The 16395-nt window shown below is 36.6% G+C and carries 21 protein-coding genes; 12 read left to right on the forward strand and 9 right to left on the reverse strand.

The features are described from left to right. Positions 1 to 84: 84 nt before the first annotated feature. Positions 85 to 168 carry a YjcZ family sporulation protein gene (locus tag ACERJO_RS09140; protein ID WP_247107453.1) on the reverse strand — a complete coding sequence of 28 codons (84 nt, stop codon included), beginning with the start codon at positions 166 to 168 and terminating at the stop codon, positions 85 to 87. Between the two features lie 163 nt (positions 169 to 331). On the opposite strand from ACERJO_RS09140, the gene ACERJO_RS09145 reads away from it, so the two are divergent. Then, on the forward strand, positions 332 to 841 hold the full coding sequence (locus tag ACERJO_RS09145) for a PTS sugar transporter subunit IIA (RefSeq protein ID WP_373647297.1): 510 nt from the start codon (positions 332 to 334) through the stop codon (positions 839 to 841). A 60-nt stretch (positions 842 to 901) separates the two neighbouring features. Here the strand turns inward: ACERJO_RS09145 and ACERJO_RS09150 are convergent, their stop codons facing one another. Continuing rightward, positions 902 to 1858 (reverse strand): TIGR03943 family putative permease subunit, encoded by a 957-nt coding sequence (locus ACERJO_RS09150; protein WP_373647298.1) that lies wholly within the window; start codon positions 1856 to 1858, stop codon positions 902 to 904. Positions 1859 to 1872: 14 nt separating this feature from the next. Further along, a complete protein-coding gene (locus ACERJO_RS09155) occupies positions 1873 to 2907 on the reverse strand; it encodes a permease (RefSeq protein WP_373647299.1) in 1035 nt (344 codons plus the stop codon). Between the two features lie 202 nt (positions 2908 to 3109). On the opposite strand from ACERJO_RS09155, the gene ACERJO_RS09160 reads away from it, so the two are divergent. Further along, entirely contained in the window at positions 3110 to 3658 is a 549-nt protein-coding gene (locus tag ACERJO_RS09160) for a DUF2179 domain-containing protein (protein WP_373647300.1), read from the forward strand. Between the two features lie 45 nt (positions 3659 to 3703). Here the strand turns inward: ACERJO_RS09160 and ACERJO_RS09165 are convergent, their stop codons facing one another. The 4 genes from ACERJO_RS09165 to ACERJO_RS09180 all read right to left on the reverse strand — a co-directional run bounded on the left by ACERJO_RS09165 (position 3704) and on the right by ACERJO_RS09180 (position 7289). Then, positions 3704 to 3973 carry a DUF2651 family protein gene (locus tag ACERJO_RS09165; RefSeq protein WP_373647301.1) on the reverse strand — a complete coding sequence of 90 codons (270 nt, stop codon included), beginning with the start codon at positions 3971 to 3973 and terminating at the stop codon, positions 3704 to 3706. Between the two features lie 77 nt (positions 3974 to 4050). Further along, positions 4051 to 6033 (reverse strand): ABC transporter permease, encoded by a 1983-nt coding sequence (locus ACERJO_RS09170; protein WP_373647302.1) that lies wholly within the window; start codon positions 6031 to 6033, stop codon positions 4051 to 4053. Further along, positions 6008 to 6907, reverse strand: a complete 900-nt coding sequence (locus ACERJO_RS09175; protein WP_247107431.1) for an ABC transporter ATP-binding protein — start codon at positions 6905 to 6907, stop codon at positions 6008 to 6010. The genes ACERJO_RS09170 and ACERJO_RS09175 overlap by 26 nt, the downstream gene beginning before the upstream one ends. Beyond that, on the reverse strand, positions 6894 to 7289 hold the full coding sequence (locus ACERJO_RS09180; protein ID WP_247107432.1) for a GntR family transcriptional regulator: 396 nt from the start codon (positions 7287 to 7289) through the stop codon (positions 6894 to 6896). The genes ACERJO_RS09175 and ACERJO_RS09180 overlap by 14 nt, the downstream gene beginning before the upstream one ends. A gap of 159 nt (positions 7290 to 7448) precedes the next feature. Here ACERJO_RS09180 and ACERJO_RS09185 point away from each other — a divergent pair, with 159 nt between their 5' ends. Both ACERJO_RS09185 and ACERJO_RS09190 read left to right on the forward strand, forming a co-directional pair. After that, entirely contained in the window at positions 7449 to 8396 is a 948-nt protein-coding gene (locus tag ACERJO_RS09185; RefSeq protein WP_373647303.1) for a CobW family GTP-binding protein, read from the forward strand. 55 nt (positions 8397 to 8451) lie between these two features. Continuing rightward, positions 8452 to 9096: an SDR family oxidoreductase gene (locus tag ACERJO_RS09190; RefSeq protein ID WP_373647304.1), complete on the forward strand. Its 645-nt coding sequence runs from the start codon at positions 8452 to 8454 to the stop codon at positions 9094 to 9096. A 136-nt stretch (positions 9097 to 9232) separates the two neighbouring features. Here the strand turns inward: ACERJO_RS09190 and uppP are convergent, their stop codons facing one another. Continuing rightward, positions 9233 to 10066 carry an undecaprenyl-diphosphatase UppP gene (gene uppP / locus ACERJO_RS09195; RefSeq protein ID WP_373647305.1) on the reverse strand — a complete coding sequence of 278 codons (834 nt, stop codon included), beginning with the start codon at positions 10064 to 10066 and terminating at the stop codon, positions 9233 to 9235. Positions 10067 to 10229: 163 nt separating this feature from the next. Between uppP and ACERJO_RS09200 the strand changes: the two genes are divergently transcribed. Both ACERJO_RS09200 and ACERJO_RS09205 read left to right on the forward strand, forming a co-directional pair. Next, complete coding sequence (locus tag ACERJO_RS09200; protein WP_373647306.1) at positions 10230 to 10748, forward strand: TlpA disulfide reductase family protein; 519 nt, start codon at positions 10230 to 10232, stop codon at positions 10746 to 10748. Between the two features lie 70 nt (positions 10749 to 10818). Further along, positions 10819 to 11892, forward strand: coding sequence for a DUF3866 family protein (locus tag ACERJO_RS09205; RefSeq protein WP_373647376.1), 1074 nt, complete (start codon positions 10819 to 10821; stop codon positions 11890 to 11892). Here the strand turns inward: ACERJO_RS09205 and mciZ are convergent. After that, the gene (mciZ, locus tag ACERJO_RS09210) at positions 11808 to 12023 is read right to left on the reverse strand and encodes a Z-ring formation inhibitor MciZ (protein ID WP_308446108.1); all 216 of its coding nucleotides are present in this window, start codon (positions 12021 to 12023) and stop codon (positions 11808 to 11810) included. The genes ACERJO_RS09205 and mciZ overlap by 85 nt on opposite strands. 60 nt (positions 12024 to 12083) lie before the next feature. Between mciZ and ACERJO_RS09215 the strand changes: the two genes are divergently transcribed. The 6 genes from ACERJO_RS09215 to xerD all read left to right on the forward strand — a co-directional run bounded on the left by ACERJO_RS09215 (position 12084) and on the right by xerD (position 16376). Beyond that, positions 12084 to 12626: an NUDIX hydrolase gene (locus ACERJO_RS09215; protein ID WP_373647307.1), complete on the forward strand. Its 543-nt coding sequence runs from the start codon at positions 12084 to 12086 to the stop codon at positions 12624 to 12626. Positions 12627 to 12631: 5 nt separating this feature from the next. Then, positions 12632 to 13786: an endonuclease Q family protein gene (locus ACERJO_RS09220; protein WP_373647308.1), complete on the forward strand. Its 1155-nt coding sequence runs from the start codon at positions 12632 to 12634 to the stop codon at positions 13784 to 13786. 68 nt (positions 13787 to 13854) lie between these two features. Then, positions 13855 to 14496, forward strand: coding sequence for a stage II sporulation protein M (spoIIM, locus tag ACERJO_RS09225; RefSeq protein WP_373647309.1), 642 nt, complete (start codon positions 13855 to 13857; stop codon positions 14494 to 14496). 122 nt (positions 14497 to 14618) lie between these two features. Then, entirely contained in the window at positions 14619 to 15092 is a 474-nt protein-coding gene (gene fur, locus ACERJO_RS09230; RefSeq protein WP_247107439.1) for a ferric iron uptake transcriptional regulator, read from the forward strand. Between the two features lie 136 nt (positions 15093 to 15228). Continuing rightward, entirely contained in the window at positions 15229 to 15456 is a 228-nt protein-coding gene (locus ACERJO_RS09235) for a YqzK family protein (protein ID WP_247107440.1), read from the forward strand. A gap of 29 nt (positions 15457 to 15485) precedes the next feature. Continuing rightward, a complete protein-coding gene (gene xerD, locus ACERJO_RS09240; RefSeq protein ID WP_373647310.1) occupies positions 15486 to 16376 on the forward strand; it encodes a site-specific tyrosine recombinase XerD in 891 nt (296 codons plus the stop codon). Positions 16377 to 16395 lie beyond the last annotated feature (19 nt).

A 16395-nucleotide genomic window follows, 5' to 3' on the forward strand; every position in this document is an offset into this window, starting at 1 on the left:
GAAAAGACAAAATTTATAAAGTATTTAGAGACTTAATTAAGGTGGGTGTAAGTGAATTCAGAGAAAAGCCGCTACGCGGTTCTTTTAACAAACATATGCAGAGCCAACGATAACCAAGAGGATGAATAAAACGACAATTAACGTAAATCCGTTATAACCGTAACTCATTGTCCTCAGCTCCTTTCTTTACTTCCCTATAGTTTATGTTAAATAAAAAATGATGAATAGATAACAGCGGAAAAAGTGAAGGACGATGGTAAATTGTACGTTTTGCTATGTTAATAAAGGGTATAGTAAGACTAACTTGAACGCATGAAGGAGTGCACTGAAAATGCTAAAAAAATTGTTTGGAATAAAAGAAGAAACGAAGCCTACCGAAGAACAGATTTATAGCCCAGTAACAGGCACATTAATTCCGATTGAAGAGGTACCAGATCCTACTTTTAGTGAGAAAATGATGGGAGATGGATTTGCTGTTGCTCCAACTGAAGGTAAGGTTGTAGCCCCTGTTGATGGATATGTTGTACAAGTCTTTCCAACTAAACATGCGGTAGGAATGAAAACAGCAGGTGGCTTAGAAATACTTATTCACATTGGCCTGGACACGGTTCATTTAGGAGGAGAAGGGTTTACCACACAGGTGAAAGAGGGAGATCACGTTAAGAAAGGTGATACACTTGTCGAGTTTGATATCGATGTAATTAAAAAGAAGGCAACGAGTACGATCACTCCTGTAGTCGTTACGAATGTGGAAAAAATAGCGCAAATGAGTAAAGAGTCGCATATAGATGTCATTGGAGGAGCGACAGAGGTATTAACCGTCTCAATCAAATCATCTTAACATTTTAATCATTAGGCCACTGAAAAGGTTGTATGTTTCAGTGGCCTAAAAGAAATGGCTTTAAAAACTAAACCGAGGGTATACATAAGGGCTATCAGGTGCTTCGATAATTTCGAAGCCACGTAACATGATTTGTGGAATTCGCATCTCACCATACGTACTTTCTCCAATAATGCCACTTACGCGTACCCAAGTATCATTATCTAGTTCAAGAGGCTCATCTGAACGAACCATCGTTCCGTAAACAGAGGCATCGGCAATACAGCATGTCATTCCAAATCGGGCTACGACAAATTGGTCATCGTCAAAGTCATCTTCTTGAAAAACAAACCCGACCGTTTCAATTGATTTCCCAATGAAATCATTTAAATGTAGGTCAAGAATCGTCATGACGTCTAAATAATTTTCTTCCGTTACAATAACGGTGTCTTCTTCTAATAACTCTGAAGCAAGCTCGCTGTAATATTGGTTATATCCTTCTTCGGTGTAAAATTCTTCATTAGATATAGAATCTGCTCCTTCATGGTTTTCTAATTCAGCATAGTAGGCCTCCGGGTCATCAAGAAATGCTTCTGCTCGTGAAGTTGATGAAGAGTTTGCAGGCTCTTGTGCTACTGGAGTCGTCTCAACTAAACCAGAACCAAATTGAACACCACGATTCGCTGCAACTGAGCTGTCTAATAAACGGTCTGGTAAAACGAAACCTAATACAATCGGGGTGATGAAAATCGTATAAATAATTAGCTTAACAAAAAACGGTCCTTGTACAGAGTGATCGGTACCGCAATCACAAAGCTGTTCCTCTTCCTGCCCTTTTTTGGTACTTCTAATAATTTGTAGAATACCAAGTATTAAGAAGACGGCAGTGGCAAAATAAATAAGCGGGAACATTGTCGGTGCGATGTAATACGTAATATTACCCGTCATTAAAAATGCAAGCATAAGTAAAGCAAAACCTATTAGAATAATTCCACGAATATAGGCGTGAAATCCAGTATCAGATTGATTATTTTTCATTTACAACACCTTCCTTACAAGATTTGGAGATATTGAAGTGCAATCATTGCGGCGAATACAACAACCGTAACGACAGTCATAAAGGTCACGACAAAGCGTACTTTGAAAAAGGCAAATAGCATAAACGTATTTTTTAAATCAAGCATTGGTCCATATACTAAAAAGGCAACTAATGAGCCTGTTGAGAATGTATTGTTAAATGATGCAGCGACAAACGCATCAGCCTCAGAACAAAGAGAGATTAAAAAGGCAAATCCCATCATGACTGCTGTAGAACTCCATTCGTTAGTTCCGATAGCTAGAAGGAACTCACGATCAAGTAATGTTTGGAACAAAGAAGCGACAAAGGCTCCCATAATTAAATATTTACCCATTAAGAAAAATTCATCAGCTGCATGGTACATCGTTTGTTTTATACGATTCATCTTCCTAGGGTAGATAGGGTCTACAACTACCTGTCGCCCAACAAGTTCGTCCTTTGTCCATCTCAATTGATCTTTATTTTTGAAAATGATATAAAGGATCGCACCAATGAGAATGGAAAGAATAAATGCTAGTCCCATTCGTGCATAGAGAACAGATAGATCAGTTCGGAATGCAAAAAAGGTTGAAGCAGCAACTATCGGATTTAATATCGGTGCAGCTACTAGGAAAACCACTCCTACGTGAAGGGGCATTCCCTTTTTTATTAAACGTCTTACAATTGGAACGATCGCACATTCACAAATAGGGAAGATCGCCCCCATAATCGCTGCCGGTAAAAGGGCTGCGTAAGCATTTTTAGGTAAATAACGATGGATAATTTCTTCTTTTACATAAATTTGGATCAAGGCTGAAACGAAAACGCCTAATAGAATAAATGGAACTGCTTCTAAGACAATACTTAGGAAGTTCATATGTATGAGCAACCACGTATCAGGAACCGTTATGCCAACTTGTTCATTTTTAAAAGAATCTATATTAAAAAAGAGAATAAGGAACAAGATAAGGAGAATAAATCCACTTAAGTCCTTAGCGAAACCTAGAAGGGTTCCTTTTAATGATTTCATAGTGATGAGCTCCTTCTAATAGAAACATAGTAGGAATAATTCTAACATATAACTTTTTCTTGGGGGATAATTTTTTTAAAATGTCATCAAGTTGAAAACATATTTGAAATATTTCCAAAAAAATATTATCAATTTAGGTAGCTTGATGAAGAAAATCCTGTTAGACTACGTAAGTTGAATTTAACAGAAGGGGTGAGATTTCATGCTACAAGCGATTATTATTTTCATCGCACAGCTTCTTTTCGTTCCAGTTCTTACATTAAGGACAATCATGATGGTGAAGGGGATGAAGGAAAAGGCTGCAGCACTTGGTATTTTAGAAGGGTTTATTTATGTTGTCGCACTTGGAATTGTTTTTAGTGATTTATCAAATTATTTAAACATGGCATCCTATGCAATAGGGTTTGGCGTTGGATTATATATAGGGCAAATTATTGAACAAAAGCTAGCGATTGGGTATGTTACGATTGAGGTTAACATTATGAATAAAAATGAAGAGCTAACGAAACATCTTCGTGATGAAGGTTTTAGCGTTTCATCAGCTGAAGTGGAAGGAATGAATAACGCTCGACGATACCGTTTAGATTGTACAGCAAGAAGAGATCGTGAAGAAGAGTTTATTAAGATTGTAAGTACGTATGAACCGAGTGCTTTTGTCGTGTCCTACGAGCCTCGTAATTTCCGAGGAGGATATATAACGAAAGCAATGAAGAAAAGAAGAAAACAGAAGGAAGCGGTAAAAGCACAGTAAAAGTAATGGATCAGTAAGGGTACTTAAAACCTTACTGATCTATTTTTATAATGAAGTCGATGTTTGTTGATGTTTTCGTAGTAACCATACTAACAAAGAAATGAATAAGGAGAGAAATGTATAGAATATGGACCATCCAAAAAATATGTACCAACCAATCGAATAATTCATCGAAATAAAAATGGTCGGTAAATTAAAAAGAATAAATGTGATCATCGGCGCAGCAAATAGGTCGTCATATTTCCATGCAAACACAAGAGAAAGAATGATTGTCATCATTGGAGCAACCATTGCATATAATAGAAGTTCCCACATGATGATACCTCCTTCCTAAGGATGAATTTTGAACCACTCTAAAAGGATATTCGCGGAGTGGTTCAAATATGAATGGATTAATTTATATACTTTTGTCCCTCCTGCTCATTAAGAAAGAACACTTCCTCTAATACCTTATTCTCAGAAAATAAAACGACATAATAAGAGCTGTGCTCATAAGGATGAATATCGTGGAGTAGCTCGTCGATTTCATCAGAAGAATCAATTTCAAAATAGTCAATGGAGAGTAAGCTCAAATCACTTTTTGAGTGAAGCGTATCAAATATTTCATAAGGGAAATAGTCACTTTTGATTACAATGGCGTGATGAATATGCTCGGATGTTAATCTGCTTTGCGATTGTAGCTCATTTTCCTCTAACCATTGATCGAATTGTGTGTACGATTTATTCCAAGTTAGCGATAGTACTCTGCCATTATTTAAATTGAACGTTATATCTGTTTCCCAATAGTTGGGGTTTAACGTATCATGAATCGTTTCTTCTCTAATATCTTGAATGAGAGCATCATGTATACGTTGGATATGATCTGCTTCATTAATATAGAGATAAGGTAGTTGCAAATGGTTCCGAATATGTCGGTTATTTACACTGATTGATTGAATATGATTTGTATCAACGTTCAAAATTGGATTGTGATTTCTTTTATATTCATTTGATTCGATAATCGGTTCTAGCCATTTTTCATATGCGTAAGCTGGAAATGAATATTCTCTTAGGATTGTTCTCCCATTTTCTAAGTGATAACCAAATGTAAAGCGTTTAGTTTGGTCATCATACGTATGTGTGAAATTCATTAGGTGGTTTTTGTCACGAACAAGTTGCTCATGTAAGCCTATAATCGCTTGAATGACTTCAGGTTCTTCATAATAATGACTTGAAGGTTCTTCGCCATATGAAGCTTCAGTCGCTGAATAATGATACAAATAACCTTGCTCAGAAAAGAAGACTTGATTAACGGATTCAGCTACTGGTATCCGTTTTTCGTAACCGGTAATGTCGAAATGAATAGCGATTCCTATCACCAAAACAACGGCGATATATCCAATATACCCTTTCCACTTATGAAAGACTCGCCAAGACTTTTGGATAATCATTTCAGCAATGAAATAACCAATGACCGATGCAATGAAATAACCAAAAAGAATCCAATTCCAGTCACTCCCGACATAGCCATAATACAATCCACCTAATAGCATGAAACACAATGTCACACCATATTTAAATAACGGCTTTAAAGGTGAAAATGAAATCGCTGACGTTGCCGCCTCAGCATGCCTTTTTTGATATAAAAAGTATGAGCTGATAACGGCAGCTAGACCGATTAGAGCATAAACAGTTATTTCTGTCGTTGATACGTCCTCATACGTAAGTCTAGGTAAGACGGTAAAAGGCACCCAAGACTCATAATGATGATACGTTAGTGAAAGTCCGTACATGGCAAATGAAATATTATATAGAAATAACACAATGATACCTGCGGGAAAAATGAATAAAATATAGGTGAGTGCTCCTTGTAAAACAGAGATACCGGTAAACATCCCGACAAAAACAGTGATATAAAACACAAAAAGGTTCATGAGTATCATCATGGCAAGCCATTCACTAACCGAAGAAATTGAAAGTAGGTTCGGTGCTGGAATATACCACCCGATCATTAGTAGAATTAGAGCGATCAACACATATGGAACAACTAAAAAAACGGTACCAGTTATGATTTTTTGGATGTAGAGCTGCTCTCGTCGTATCGGAAGACTATGGATAAAGTCACTTGATAATTTGACTTGCATGTAACGAAATAAAAAGATTCCTAATAATACTGGTAAAACAAAGGTCAAAAAGTATAGAAAGCCATATGACATATCAAATAATGATTCAGGAGGTACAAATGGTCTTTGTGGTGTTGCATTTGAATATTCAAATAGTAAATGAATAGGCATGGTAAACAACAAACAAATGAAGTATGCAAGTGGTAACCAGCCGATATGACGAATATTATAATTTAAAATCCCACGGTTAAACGAGAACATTTTCGATAGCATAGCCGACATCCCTCATTTCATAAATAAAGATTTCTTCGAGTGTAAGCGGAAGAAGGTCAAAAATGGCTGGTTGTAATGAAGCAATCTGTTCCTCGATGGTTATCTGGTTCCCTCTAACAATAAAGAGACGCACACTTCCACGCTTTTCTTCATATAGAACATCTACATTCTCTTTAAATGGATGAGACACTTCCTGTTTGAATGCTACTTGAACTTTATGAATGTCTGATTTTAGATCATCTAGCTCTTTTTCCATAATCATTTCACCATTGTACATAATTCCTATTGAATCACAAAGGTCTTCAACTTCTCGTAAATTATGAGAAGAGATTAGAATTGTCATTTCCCGTTCAGCGACGTCCTGAATGAGCAAATTTTTAATTTTCTGTCTCATGACTGCGTCCAAGCCATCAAATGGTTCATCAAGTATAAGTATATTTGGCATGGTTGATAAGCTAAGCCAAAAAGAGACTTGTCTTTGCATCCCTTTCGATAGTTGGTGAACCTTTTTTTTGATGTCAATGTTAAACACATGACGAAGTTGTTGAAAGCGTTCTTCATTCCAATGTTTATACATATGTGAGTAAAACTGAGCAGCTTGCTTAATTGTCGTATTTGGGAAGAAATATAGATGATCCGCAATAAAAATAAGCCGTTGTTTTAATTCATTGTTTTCATAAATCGGTTGATTATTTATATAGACTGACCCATTGTTTTGCTTGTATATGCCCGAGATGATTTTTAGCAATGTTGTTTTCCCTGCACCATTTGAACCGAGCAATCCATAAATTGATCCTTTTTGAACAGTTAACGTAACGTCCTGGATCGCTTCATACTTTTCGTATTTTTTATGTAGGTGTTTAATCTCGATCATGAAGATCGCCTCCCTTGAGTGATTGTTCGGCATCGTTAATTAATGATACAAGCTCATCTTTATTCATTCCTAAATAAAGTGCTTCCGTTATAAGCTTAATAATCTCTTGCTTCATTTTTTTCACCTTTTCATCATTAATCGTTTCCGTTTTAGGGGCAACGAATTTTCCTTTTCCAGGTATAGAGTAGATATAACCTTGATGCTCAAGCTCGTTATATGCTTTTTGTATTGTATTTGGATTAATGGTTAATTCTTGAGCTAACATTCGGACAGAAGGTAATTGTTCATCAGACCGATAAACTTCTTGCATAATTAATTCCTTTAATTTATTGACAAGCTGTTCATAAATAGGCTTCCGACTACGAATATCTAATTGAAACATAAAGTCCTCCTTTCATGAGAGTCATACCGAGGTGGTTAACTGTATTATTTATAATAATACAGTTGGTGCGTCTATGCAACTATAATTTTAAAACGTAACGGTTCTCGTTTGAGCAAGTGCGAGAACTATGCTAATTTAATATGGAGGGAGGGAACGTTCATGAATAAATCAATTTCGACCTATATTCTAACAGGCTTCTTAGGAAGTGGAAAAACAACACTATTAAAACGAATGGTTGAGAAAGCGAAGGATGATGGGTTAACTCCAGCCATTTTATTGAATGAACTTGGTTCAGAAAATGTTGAAAAGCAGCTGTTCAAGGACGAAGAATTGATTGAGATGTTGGATGGTTGTATTTGTTGTACCATTCAAGACGACATGAGATTAGAAATTGAACAGCTTGTAACAAGTCGTGAAGATATTGATGTATTGTTCATTGAAGGGACTGGTATTGCTAATCCCGTTGAAATCGTTGAAGCTCTAGCTCATCCAAATGTTATTAATTATGTGAATGTTCACCAAGTTTTAGGTGCAGTGGATGCAAGTCGTTACCTGGAATTTCAAAGCATATTCCAAAGTTCTAAAGAAATTAGAGAAATGCTAAAGGATCAAATACGTACGAGTAGCCTAATTATTTTGAATAAAATCGATTTAATCGATGAAAAAGAGAAAGAGAAAGTAAAAAAACGGATACAAAAATTGAAACAAGAACAAGTAAATATAATAGAAGCGACATATGGTCAAGTGTCATTAGAACGGTTATTTGAGAAGCGTTACACAGTAATGAAATCTAGCAGTCATGATGTGAACGATTTAAACCACCATCACGACCATCATGATCATCCATTTCAAGCGGTAAATATAACAGACATTCCACCATTAAATAAAGTCATGCTTGAAAATTGGTTGAAAAAGCAATCGGTATTGTTACGTGCAAAAGGGTATTTGTATGTGGAGAATGACCCAACATTGTATAGTTGCCAATATTCATCAGGTCGCATGCAGTTAACGGCAGTTGATCAAACATTCGAACCTTGTCTTATTTTAATTGGGGCAGGTTTAAACGACGAGTTCGTTGACCAATTTAAAAAAACGTTTCATGTTTAAGTTGGAAATATAAAGGGAAAAGTTAAAAGAATGCTATTTATGAAGGAGCGATTAGATGAATGTACTAGTAGTGGGAGCTAATGGACAAGTAGCAAGACATACTTTAACGAAACTATCAGAAAAGGGCTATCGTCCTATTGCGATGATTCGTGACGAGGAACAAGCAAATGAATTAAAGCAATTAGGTGCTGTTGAAACCGTTGTAGGAGATCTAGAGCAAAACATTGATCATTTGTTTACGATACATCAGATTGATGCAATTGTGTTTGCTGCCGGTTCTGGTGGCCACACAGGTGCTGATAAAACGATTTTGATTGATTTATGGGGAGCGATTAAGGTCACTGATACGGCTGAGAAATATGGAGTAAAGCGATTCGTGATGCTAAGCTCGATGGGAACCGTTGATCCTGATAAAAGTGATCGCATTCGACATTATTTAGTAGCAAAAAAGCTAGCTGATGAGCACTTGATGCGCTCAAAATTAACATATACGATTGTTCGTCCGGGAAGCTTAGTGAATGAACCTGCTCAAGGCAAGATAAAATTAGAGGAAGAAATAAAGGTTCGTGATAATACGATCACAAGAGAAGATGTAGCGATTGTGTTAGCTGATGTCATCGAAAGAGAGAATACATTTGGTCAAACATTTGAAATTCTTAATGGGGACATTCCTATTAGTGATGCGTTAGCGAATGTGTAGGTACTTTGAATAGGAAAAAGAGTCTTGAAGGTTCAAAGTGAACTTTTAAGACTCTTTTTCATAATTAGAACAAATAATAATCTAAATGTGTTTGGAGGTGTGTCTTAGTAGAGAAATGCTGTTAACACATATTTTCTTACACTTCCATAATCGTGTCTGGAGATAAGTAGAAATAGACAAAAATAGCAGCAACAAAGCAATAAATAGCAAAGTAAATCAATTTACTCTGTTTCAAAAAGCCGATTAGCCATACAATTCCAATCCAAGAAAAAATAAATGTAACGATAAAAGCAATTATTAACGGTACAATTCCGATATCCGCTACTAATGAGCCTTGTGTAAAATCGCCGATGGCTAAAACTGTCGACCCAAGAATAACTGGGATGGCTAATAAGAAAGAGTAACGAACGGCCGTTTCACGGTTTAAGCCGATAAATAGGGCCGTTATTAACGTTGCGCCAGATCGAGAGATACCTGGAAAAACAGCTAACGTTTGCCCTAAGCCAACAATCATCGAATCTATAAATGTCATTTCGTCTTCTTTTCGATTTCCATAGCGTACAATTCGTTCAATAATAATGAGAAAGATACCTGTTATCGTTAAGGAAACAGCGATAACTGCAGGTGTTTTGAGTGATTCACCGATTGAGCCTTCAAGTAGCATTCCAAGAACTCCTGTAATACCTGTTGCAACCACGATGTAAATCGCAAAGAAGAACTGAGTTCGGTTTTCTTTACTTTTATTTGTAAAGTATTGAAAGAAGCCAACAATCACTTCAATTAAATCACGTCTGAAATAAATAACAACAGCAAGAACAGATGCTAGGTGGAGAAAGATTTCAAAAGAAAGCCCTGGAAATTGATAGTTAAAAATCATTTGCGTAATAATAATATGTGCTGTACTTGAAATCGGAAGGAATTCCGTAATTCCTTGAACGATTCCAAAGATAATCGCTTCAATGATAGACATATTTACCGTCCTTTCAAACTAGGAATTTTTTATTGAACTGTTTTATTCTAGCAAACTTTTGATTGTTCGAAAAGAATTCTTTTAATTGCCATATGTGTTTATTGCTATTGGAGCGCATTCCTTCTTATAATGACACTAGATGATCAAATACGGAGGAATTCATATGAAAAAGCTAAGAACGAAAATGATACTAGGTGCTTGCGTAATACTTGCTATTGCGGTTATCATTTTTGCTGACCGTCAGCAGTATGGTAATGAAAAAGGAATGGTGATGGAAGATTTTCAGTTACCTATGTATGAGCAGGATGAAGGTCAGCTTTATGATTACCAAGGTGATGTTATCGTCTTAAATTTATGGGCATCTTGGTGTGAGCCGTGCCGCGATGAAATGCCAGAATTAATGGAGCTACAAGATGAATACGCTGAAAAGGGCCTATCCATAGTAACAGTTAACATGCAAACTACAGAACGCACTCTGAATGATGCTGCTCAATTTATTGAAGAGATTGATCTAACATTACCTGTTTTTTTTGATGAGGATGGAGAGCTCCTAGAACGCTTACGAGCAAAGCATGGAATGCCAATTACGTATGTCATTGGTAGAGAGGGTGAAATTACAGAAGTATTCTTAGGTGAGGTTACTTATGAAATGATCGAAGAAGAAATCGAGCCTCTCTTATAAATGAATAACATATAATGTGAAAATAGAGGAATACTATAGGATATATTAGGACGTTAAAGGCGTGAAAAGGATGTACCGAGAAATAGAAGTAACGATCCAAGAGATTTCTTTTGAAGATGAGCACATTCAAAAGCTAAGAACGGACAAAGGCGCTAAACAGGCAATCCTTTATAAACGTCTTTGTTCCAAAGCCGAAGTAGGCGATACAGTCATTGTAAACGTTACGGCAACGGACTTACAATTAGGAACAGGTGGTTGGGATATTGTCGTCTCACATCGGCATAAAGCTTTGCATTGGAAAGCTGAAAATGAAGGACATATAATGAAAGCTCGCTATACGCCTTGTCAGCATAGTGTTCAAACAATTGAATCTCAAGAGAGTGACTATCATGCCTTATTTCAAAAGCCATTTTCATTAGCAGGACTACCCGTATTTTTGGCTGAGTTACATAGTATGATTCCTCTTGCCTTTTCCCTACTTAAAGTCAAATATCCGAAAAAGAGATTGTGTGTCATTATTGACGACCAGGCTTCCTTGCCTTTATTTATAAGTGATCAATTACGCGAAATTAAAAAAGCTCATACACTTATAACGATAACGGTAGGACAGGCTTTTGGTGGGGATTATGAGGCAATTACAGTGGCTTCTGCCCTACAGTTTGCCTACAATGTGCTCGAAGTTGATTGTTTAATGATTTCCGTTGGACCAGGTGTTGTTGGGAGTGGTAGCTATTATGGTTTTGCTGGTATGGTACAAGCGCATTGGTCTCATATCGTAAGTGCATTACAAGGTAAGCCAATTTGGATTCCGAGAATTTCGTTCATTGATAAACGAAGTCGACATTTCGGGTTAAGTCATCATACGTTAACGACGCTATGTGAATTTACATTTAAGCCAGCTAATATACCTTTCCCATTTTTGGATCAAGAGAAATTAAAGATTATTAAGTCGCAATTAATTGGAAGAGAGCCATATGCGAGCGACCACCATTTTTATTTTTCAACGATCCATGTAGATGAGTGGGTTGACGAAGCACTTAAGGCGTCACCTTTACCGATTCAATCGATGGGCCGGACTTTTGCGGAAGATCCCCACTTTTTTTGTGCTGTGGCAGAAGCTTTGCGATTTGGCATAGAATCATAACAGCTGTCAATATAATGCTCTACCGTTTCAAATGAATGCTGTAATTGTTTTAACTTGGCACGTACTTCCCACACTTTTCCTGCTATTGTTAGACCTTTATTGTGAATATACACCTTCAACGGTCCAGTCACATCCTTTCTTATGATACACTTTTATGTGAAGAGTCACAGAAAAAGAACTGGAGGAGAGACATGGACCATTTAAATGAAAAAACGATCAAAACGACCGAGATTTATAAAGGAAAAATCATTGATCTTCAGCTTGAAGAGGTGGAATTGCCGGATGGACGTACGAGTATAAGAGAGGTTATCAAACATCCGGGTGCAGTTGCTGTATTACCAATCAAAGAGGATGGAAAACTTGTTTTAGTGAGGCAATATCGAAAAGCGTTGCAAAAGTCGATTATTGAGATTCCTGCAGGAAAGCTAGAAGAAAATGAGGAGCCGAAGTTAGCTGCTATGAGAGAATTAGAAGAAGAAACAGGCTATAAGACTAACTCTTTAACGTTTATTGGCTCCTTTTACACTTCACCAGGGTTTGCAGATGAATTAATTCATCTGTATGTGACAAGAAATCTTGAAATTGGTCAAAGTCAAGCAGATGAGGATGAATTCATCGATGTGTTGGAGATTGATTTACAAGAGGCTGAGAAATTAATTAAAGAGCAAAAAATCCACGATGCTAAAACGATGTACGCGATTCAATATGCAAGGCTGTATGAAAAGAAAGGATGACTTTTGTGAATCATTATGTTACGGATCTACATATTCATATTGGTCGTACACGATCAAATGCAGCGGTGAAAATAACCGCTGCTTCTTCGTTGACTTTGGAAAATATTATCCATTATGCTGAGCATGTGAAAGGAATTGATGTCATAGGGGTAATTGATAGCCACGTTGGTGAAATTCTCGATCAGATTGAAGAACAAATTCGTAGTGGAGTGGCATATGAACGTGCGGATGGAGGTATTCAATTTTCAAACGTGACACTTCTTTTAGGCACTGAAATAGAAATTTATGATGAGAATTGTCATGGTCCTATTCATGTACTTGCTTACTTACCCACACTTGAAAATATGAGAGCGTTTTCTTATTGGTTGTCAAAACGAATGAAAAACGCTACTTTAAGCTCTCAGCGAATTTATGAGAAGGCAGTAACGATTCAAGAAAAAGTTCGTGAATTAGAAGGCTTGTTTGTACCGGCACACATTTTTACTCCGTTTAAAAGCCTGTACGGAAAAGGGGTAATAAGTAGCTTAACGGAAGTATTACAACCTTCACTAATTGATGCGGTTGAATTAGGATTGAGCAGTGATACGGCAATGGCTGAGCAAGTGATTGAGCTACAATCTTATCCTTTTCTGACGAATTCAGATGCTCATTCCTTGGAGAAAATGGCTAGGGAATATCAAATGATACAGATGAAGGAGCCGAGCTTTTCAGAATTGAGATTAGCGTTAAAAGAAGTTGATGGACGTAAAATAGTTGCTAATTATGGATTAGACCCTTTGCTTGGGAAATATTATCAAACAATATGTGCGAGTTGCTCGCAACCAATGACGGGAAGAAGATGCCTTATATGTCATAGTGAGTCGATTATAAAAGGGGTCTCAGAACGAATTAAAGAGTTATCATTAGGCCATTCAAAGGTTTGCCGTCCTTCATATGTGCATCAAATACCACTGGAATTTATCCCGAAAGTAGGCCGAAAAACATTAAATAGGTTAAGAGCTGCATTTGGTACAGATATGAATGTGATTCACAATGCTTCAAAAAAAGAGCTGGAGCAAGTGGTTTCACCGAAAATAGTAGAGTCTATTATGCTTGCTCGCACAAGTGATTTAGTTATTCGTGCAGGCGGTGGGGGGACATTTGGAAAGATAATAGATTAAAAAAGTTTTACGTCATAGATTCTCCTTATTACTCATAGAGTGTAGTAAGTGTACAAGGGAGGATGGTTATGATGAGGTATGGTCTTCGTGAAATGATCTCGATGCACCTCGAAGAAAATCGAACGATGTATGTGTTTACGACGGTTTTGTTTTTAATGGGAATTGTATTTGGAGCTATTATAGTTAATAGTTTGAGCTTAACACAAAAGCACGATTTATATATGTACGTTAATCAATTTTTTGGACATGTTACCGAGGGGGAGCTGGCTCAATCATCAACGATCTTTTCACAAAGCTATGCACATTATGCCAAATACTTTGGTCTTATGTGGATACTCGGGTTATCGATAATCGGTTTACCTGTTATTCTCGTTTTACTTTTTTTAAAGGGTGCTGTAGTCGGGTTTACAGTTGGATTTTTAGTGAACCAAATGGGAATGACAGGTTTTTTAATTTCATTTGTGTCGATCATGCCACAAAATTTTATATTAGTGCCAGCATTTATTATAGTTGGGACAGCTAGTATTTCTTTTTGTTTAAAAATGATTAGGCAGCAGTTTATGAAAAGAACGAACGTGCCGATTTTTCCTCAATTTATGAAATATACGTTGTTAATCCTATGTGTAGGAGCGATGCTTTCATTCGCGTCAGCTTTTGAAGCATATGTTTCTCCTGTATTAATGAGGTTAATCATTTCAAATCCAATGTAATAATTAATATAAATTGATAATAATTATAATTTTATAAATAAGAATTATTATCAATTGACACTCTTTTTTTGAATGATTATAATAAGAGGAGGTTTTAAGGGTTTGAGAGGGGGAAGATAACGATGGAGAAACGACTTGAACGGATAAAAAAGCATCTACACTCACAGAGCTATAAACTAACACCTCAACGTGAAGCAACTGTTCGTGTCTTGCTTGAACATGAAGAGGACCACTTGAGTGCAGAAGATGTATACCTCCTCGTTAAAGAAAAGTCACCTGAAATTGGGTTAGCTACAGTTTATCGTACATTAGAATTATTAGCAGAATTAAAGATTGTTGATAAAATTAACTTTGGAGATGGTGTTTCTCGCTTTGACCTTCGTCAAGAGGGAGCTGATCATTTTCACCATCACCTAGTATGTATTGAATGTGGAGCTGTAGATGAAATTCAAGAGGATTTATTAGGAGATGTTGAAGAAATTGTTGAACGTGATTGGAATTTTAAAATTAAAGATCATCGTTTAACGTTTCATGGTATTTGTCATAGGTGCCATGAACATGAAGAAACGGATACGAGCAAAGAGGGAAAGAGCTGACTATTTATAAGTGTCAGCTCTTTTTAACTGTTAATAAGGTATAGATTTTTTGAATAGCTGTATTTACTAGTATAATTCCTTCTTATTTTGGCATAGCTTGTAACAGGAACCTTTTGTTTAAGAGGAGATGAATTAGATGAGATCATGGTTACAAGCGGTCATACAAACGTTAAAAGTATTTATTCTTTTTATGGGATGCACCTTATTGTTCTATTATGGTATTCTATGGGTAAGTCAAGAATATGAGAGTTACCATCGGTATGATGAGCCGGAAGGAAAGGCTGTTAAAGTCTTTCAACCGGAGGAAGGTCATGTCTCGAGTTTTTTTGAGAGATTAAGGTTCTTCTATCAAGAAGGAGAATAACATCTTAGTTATGATAGGAGCGATATCATTTGGACAATATAATAGCTCAATTTCTTCATTATATACAGGTGGAAAGAGGACTAGCTAATAATACGATTCTCTCATATAAGCGGGATTTATCACAATACGTTCATTACATGGAAAAAGTAGAGAATATATCTAGCTTGAATCAAATTACTCGACAACACATTGTTTATTATTTATATGAACTAAAGGAAAAAGGTCGAGCCGAAACAACCATAGCTCGTACGATTGCGTCTATTCGTGCATTGCATCAATTTGCCCTACGCGAGAAGTTATCTGATCAAGATCCATCTGTCCACCTGGATATTCCGAAAGCGGTGAAAAAATTACCGAAAGTCCTTTCTACTACTGAGGTTGAAGCACTATTAGAAGCTCCAAAGGGTAATGATGTCTTTTCGATTCGCAATCGAGCCTTACTAGAGACATTATACGCTACTGGAATGAGGGTTTCTGAGCTCATTCGCTTAACCGTTACAGATACACATTTAACAATGGGCTTTGTTCGTTGTGTCGGTAAAGGGAATAAGGAGCGAATTATACCATTAGGAAGTGCTGCAACTTCTGCGCTACAAACCTATTTTGAAAAGAGTAGATTACAATTAATGAAGAAGAAGCGTCACGATTATGTATTTGTTAATTTACATGGAAATCCTTTAAGTAGACAAGGATTTTGGAAAGTCCTCAAACAATTAACTGAGAGTGCAAGTATTCAAAAGGAACTTACACCACATACACTACGGCATTCATTTGCAACTCACTTACTTGAGAATGGGGCTGATTTACGTGCCGTACAGGAAATGCTTGGACATGCCGATATTTCTACAACCCAAATTTATACACATGTAACGAAAAATAGAATGAAAGATGTATATACGAAATATCATCCACGAGCGTAAAGGATCATAAGCTAAACGG

It is taken from the genome of Halalkalibacter sp. AB-rgal2 (assembly GCF_041821005.1).
GTDB lineage: Bacteria > Bacillota > Bacilli > Bacillales > Bacillaceae_D > Halalkalibacter.

What these genes read in the sequence shown, in the direction of transcription:
- ACERJO_RS09190 (WP_373647304.1), top strand. Translation starts at nt 8,452, where the DNA reads ATGAATGTACTAGTAGTGGGAGCTAATGGACAAGTAGCAAGACATACT.
- ACERJO_RS09170 (WP_373647302.1), bottom strand. Translation starts at nt 6,033, where the DNA reads ATGCTATCGAAAATGTTCTCGTTTAACCGTGGGATTTTAAATTATAAT.
- ACERJO_RS09140 (WP_247107453.1), bottom strand. Translation starts at nt 168, where the DNA reads ATGAGTTACGGTTATAACGGATTTACGTTAATTGTCGTTTTATTCATC.
- ACERJO_RS09175 (WP_247107431.1), bottom strand. Translation starts at nt 6,907, where the DNA reads ATGATCGAGATTAAACACCTACATAAAAAATACGAAAAGTATGAAGCG.
- ACERJO_RS09180 (WP_247107432.1), bottom strand. Translation starts at nt 7,289, where the DNA reads ATGTTTCAATTAGATATTCGTAGTCGGAAGCCTATTTATGAACAGCTT.
- ACERJO_RS09150 (WP_373647298.1), bottom strand. Translation starts at nt 1,858, where the DNA reads ATGAAAAATAATCAATCTGATACTGGATTTCACGCCTATATTCGTGGA.
- ACERJO_RS09200 (WP_373647306.1), top strand. Translation starts at nt 10,230, where the DNA reads ATGAAAAAGCTAAGAACGAAAATGATACTAGGTGCTTGCGTAATACTT.
- ACERJO_RS09145 (WP_373647297.1), top strand. Translation starts at nt 332, where the DNA reads ATGCTAAAAAAATTGTTTGGAATAAAAGAAGAAACGAAGCCTACCGAA.
- ACERJO_RS09205 (WP_373647376.1), top strand. Translation starts at nt 10,819, where the DNA reads ATGTACCGAGAAATAGAAGTAACGATCCAAGAGATTTCTTTTGAAGAT.
- ACERJO_RS09155 (WP_373647299.1), bottom strand. Translation starts at nt 2,907, where the DNA reads ATGAAATCATTAAAAGGAACCCTTCTAGGTTTCGCTAAGGACTTAAGT.
- spoIIM (WP_373647309.1), top strand. Translation starts at nt 13,855, where the DNA reads ATGATGAGGTATGGTCTTCGTGAAATGATCTCGATGCACCTCGAAGAA.
- ACERJO_RS09185 (WP_373647303.1), top strand. Translation starts at nt 7,449, where the DNA reads ATGAATAAATCAATTTCGACCTATATTCTAACAGGCTTCTTAGGAAGT.
- ACERJO_RS09165 (WP_373647301.1), bottom strand. Translation starts at nt 3,973, where the DNA reads ATGTGGGAACTTCTATTATATGCAATGGTTGCTCCAATGATGACAATC.
- ACERJO_RS09215 (WP_373647307.1), top strand. Translation starts at nt 12,084, where the DNA reads ATGGACCATTTAAATGAAAAAACGATCAAAACGACCGAGATTTATAAA.
- fur (WP_247107439.1), top strand. Translation starts at nt 14,619, where the DNA reads ATGGAGAAACGACTTGAACGGATAAAAAAGCATCTACACTCACAGAGC.
- uppP (WP_373647305.1), bottom strand. Translation starts at nt 10,066, where the DNA reads ATGTCTATCATTGAAGCGATTATCTTTGGAATCGTTCAAGGAATTACG.
- ACERJO_RS09160 (WP_373647300.1), top strand. Translation starts at nt 3,110, where the DNA reads ATGCTACAAGCGATTATTATTTTCATCGCACAGCTTCTTTTCGTTCCA.
- ACERJO_RS09235 (WP_247107440.1), top strand. Translation starts at nt 15,229, where the DNA reads ATGAGATCATGGTTACAAGCGGTCATACAAACGTTAAAAGTATTTATT.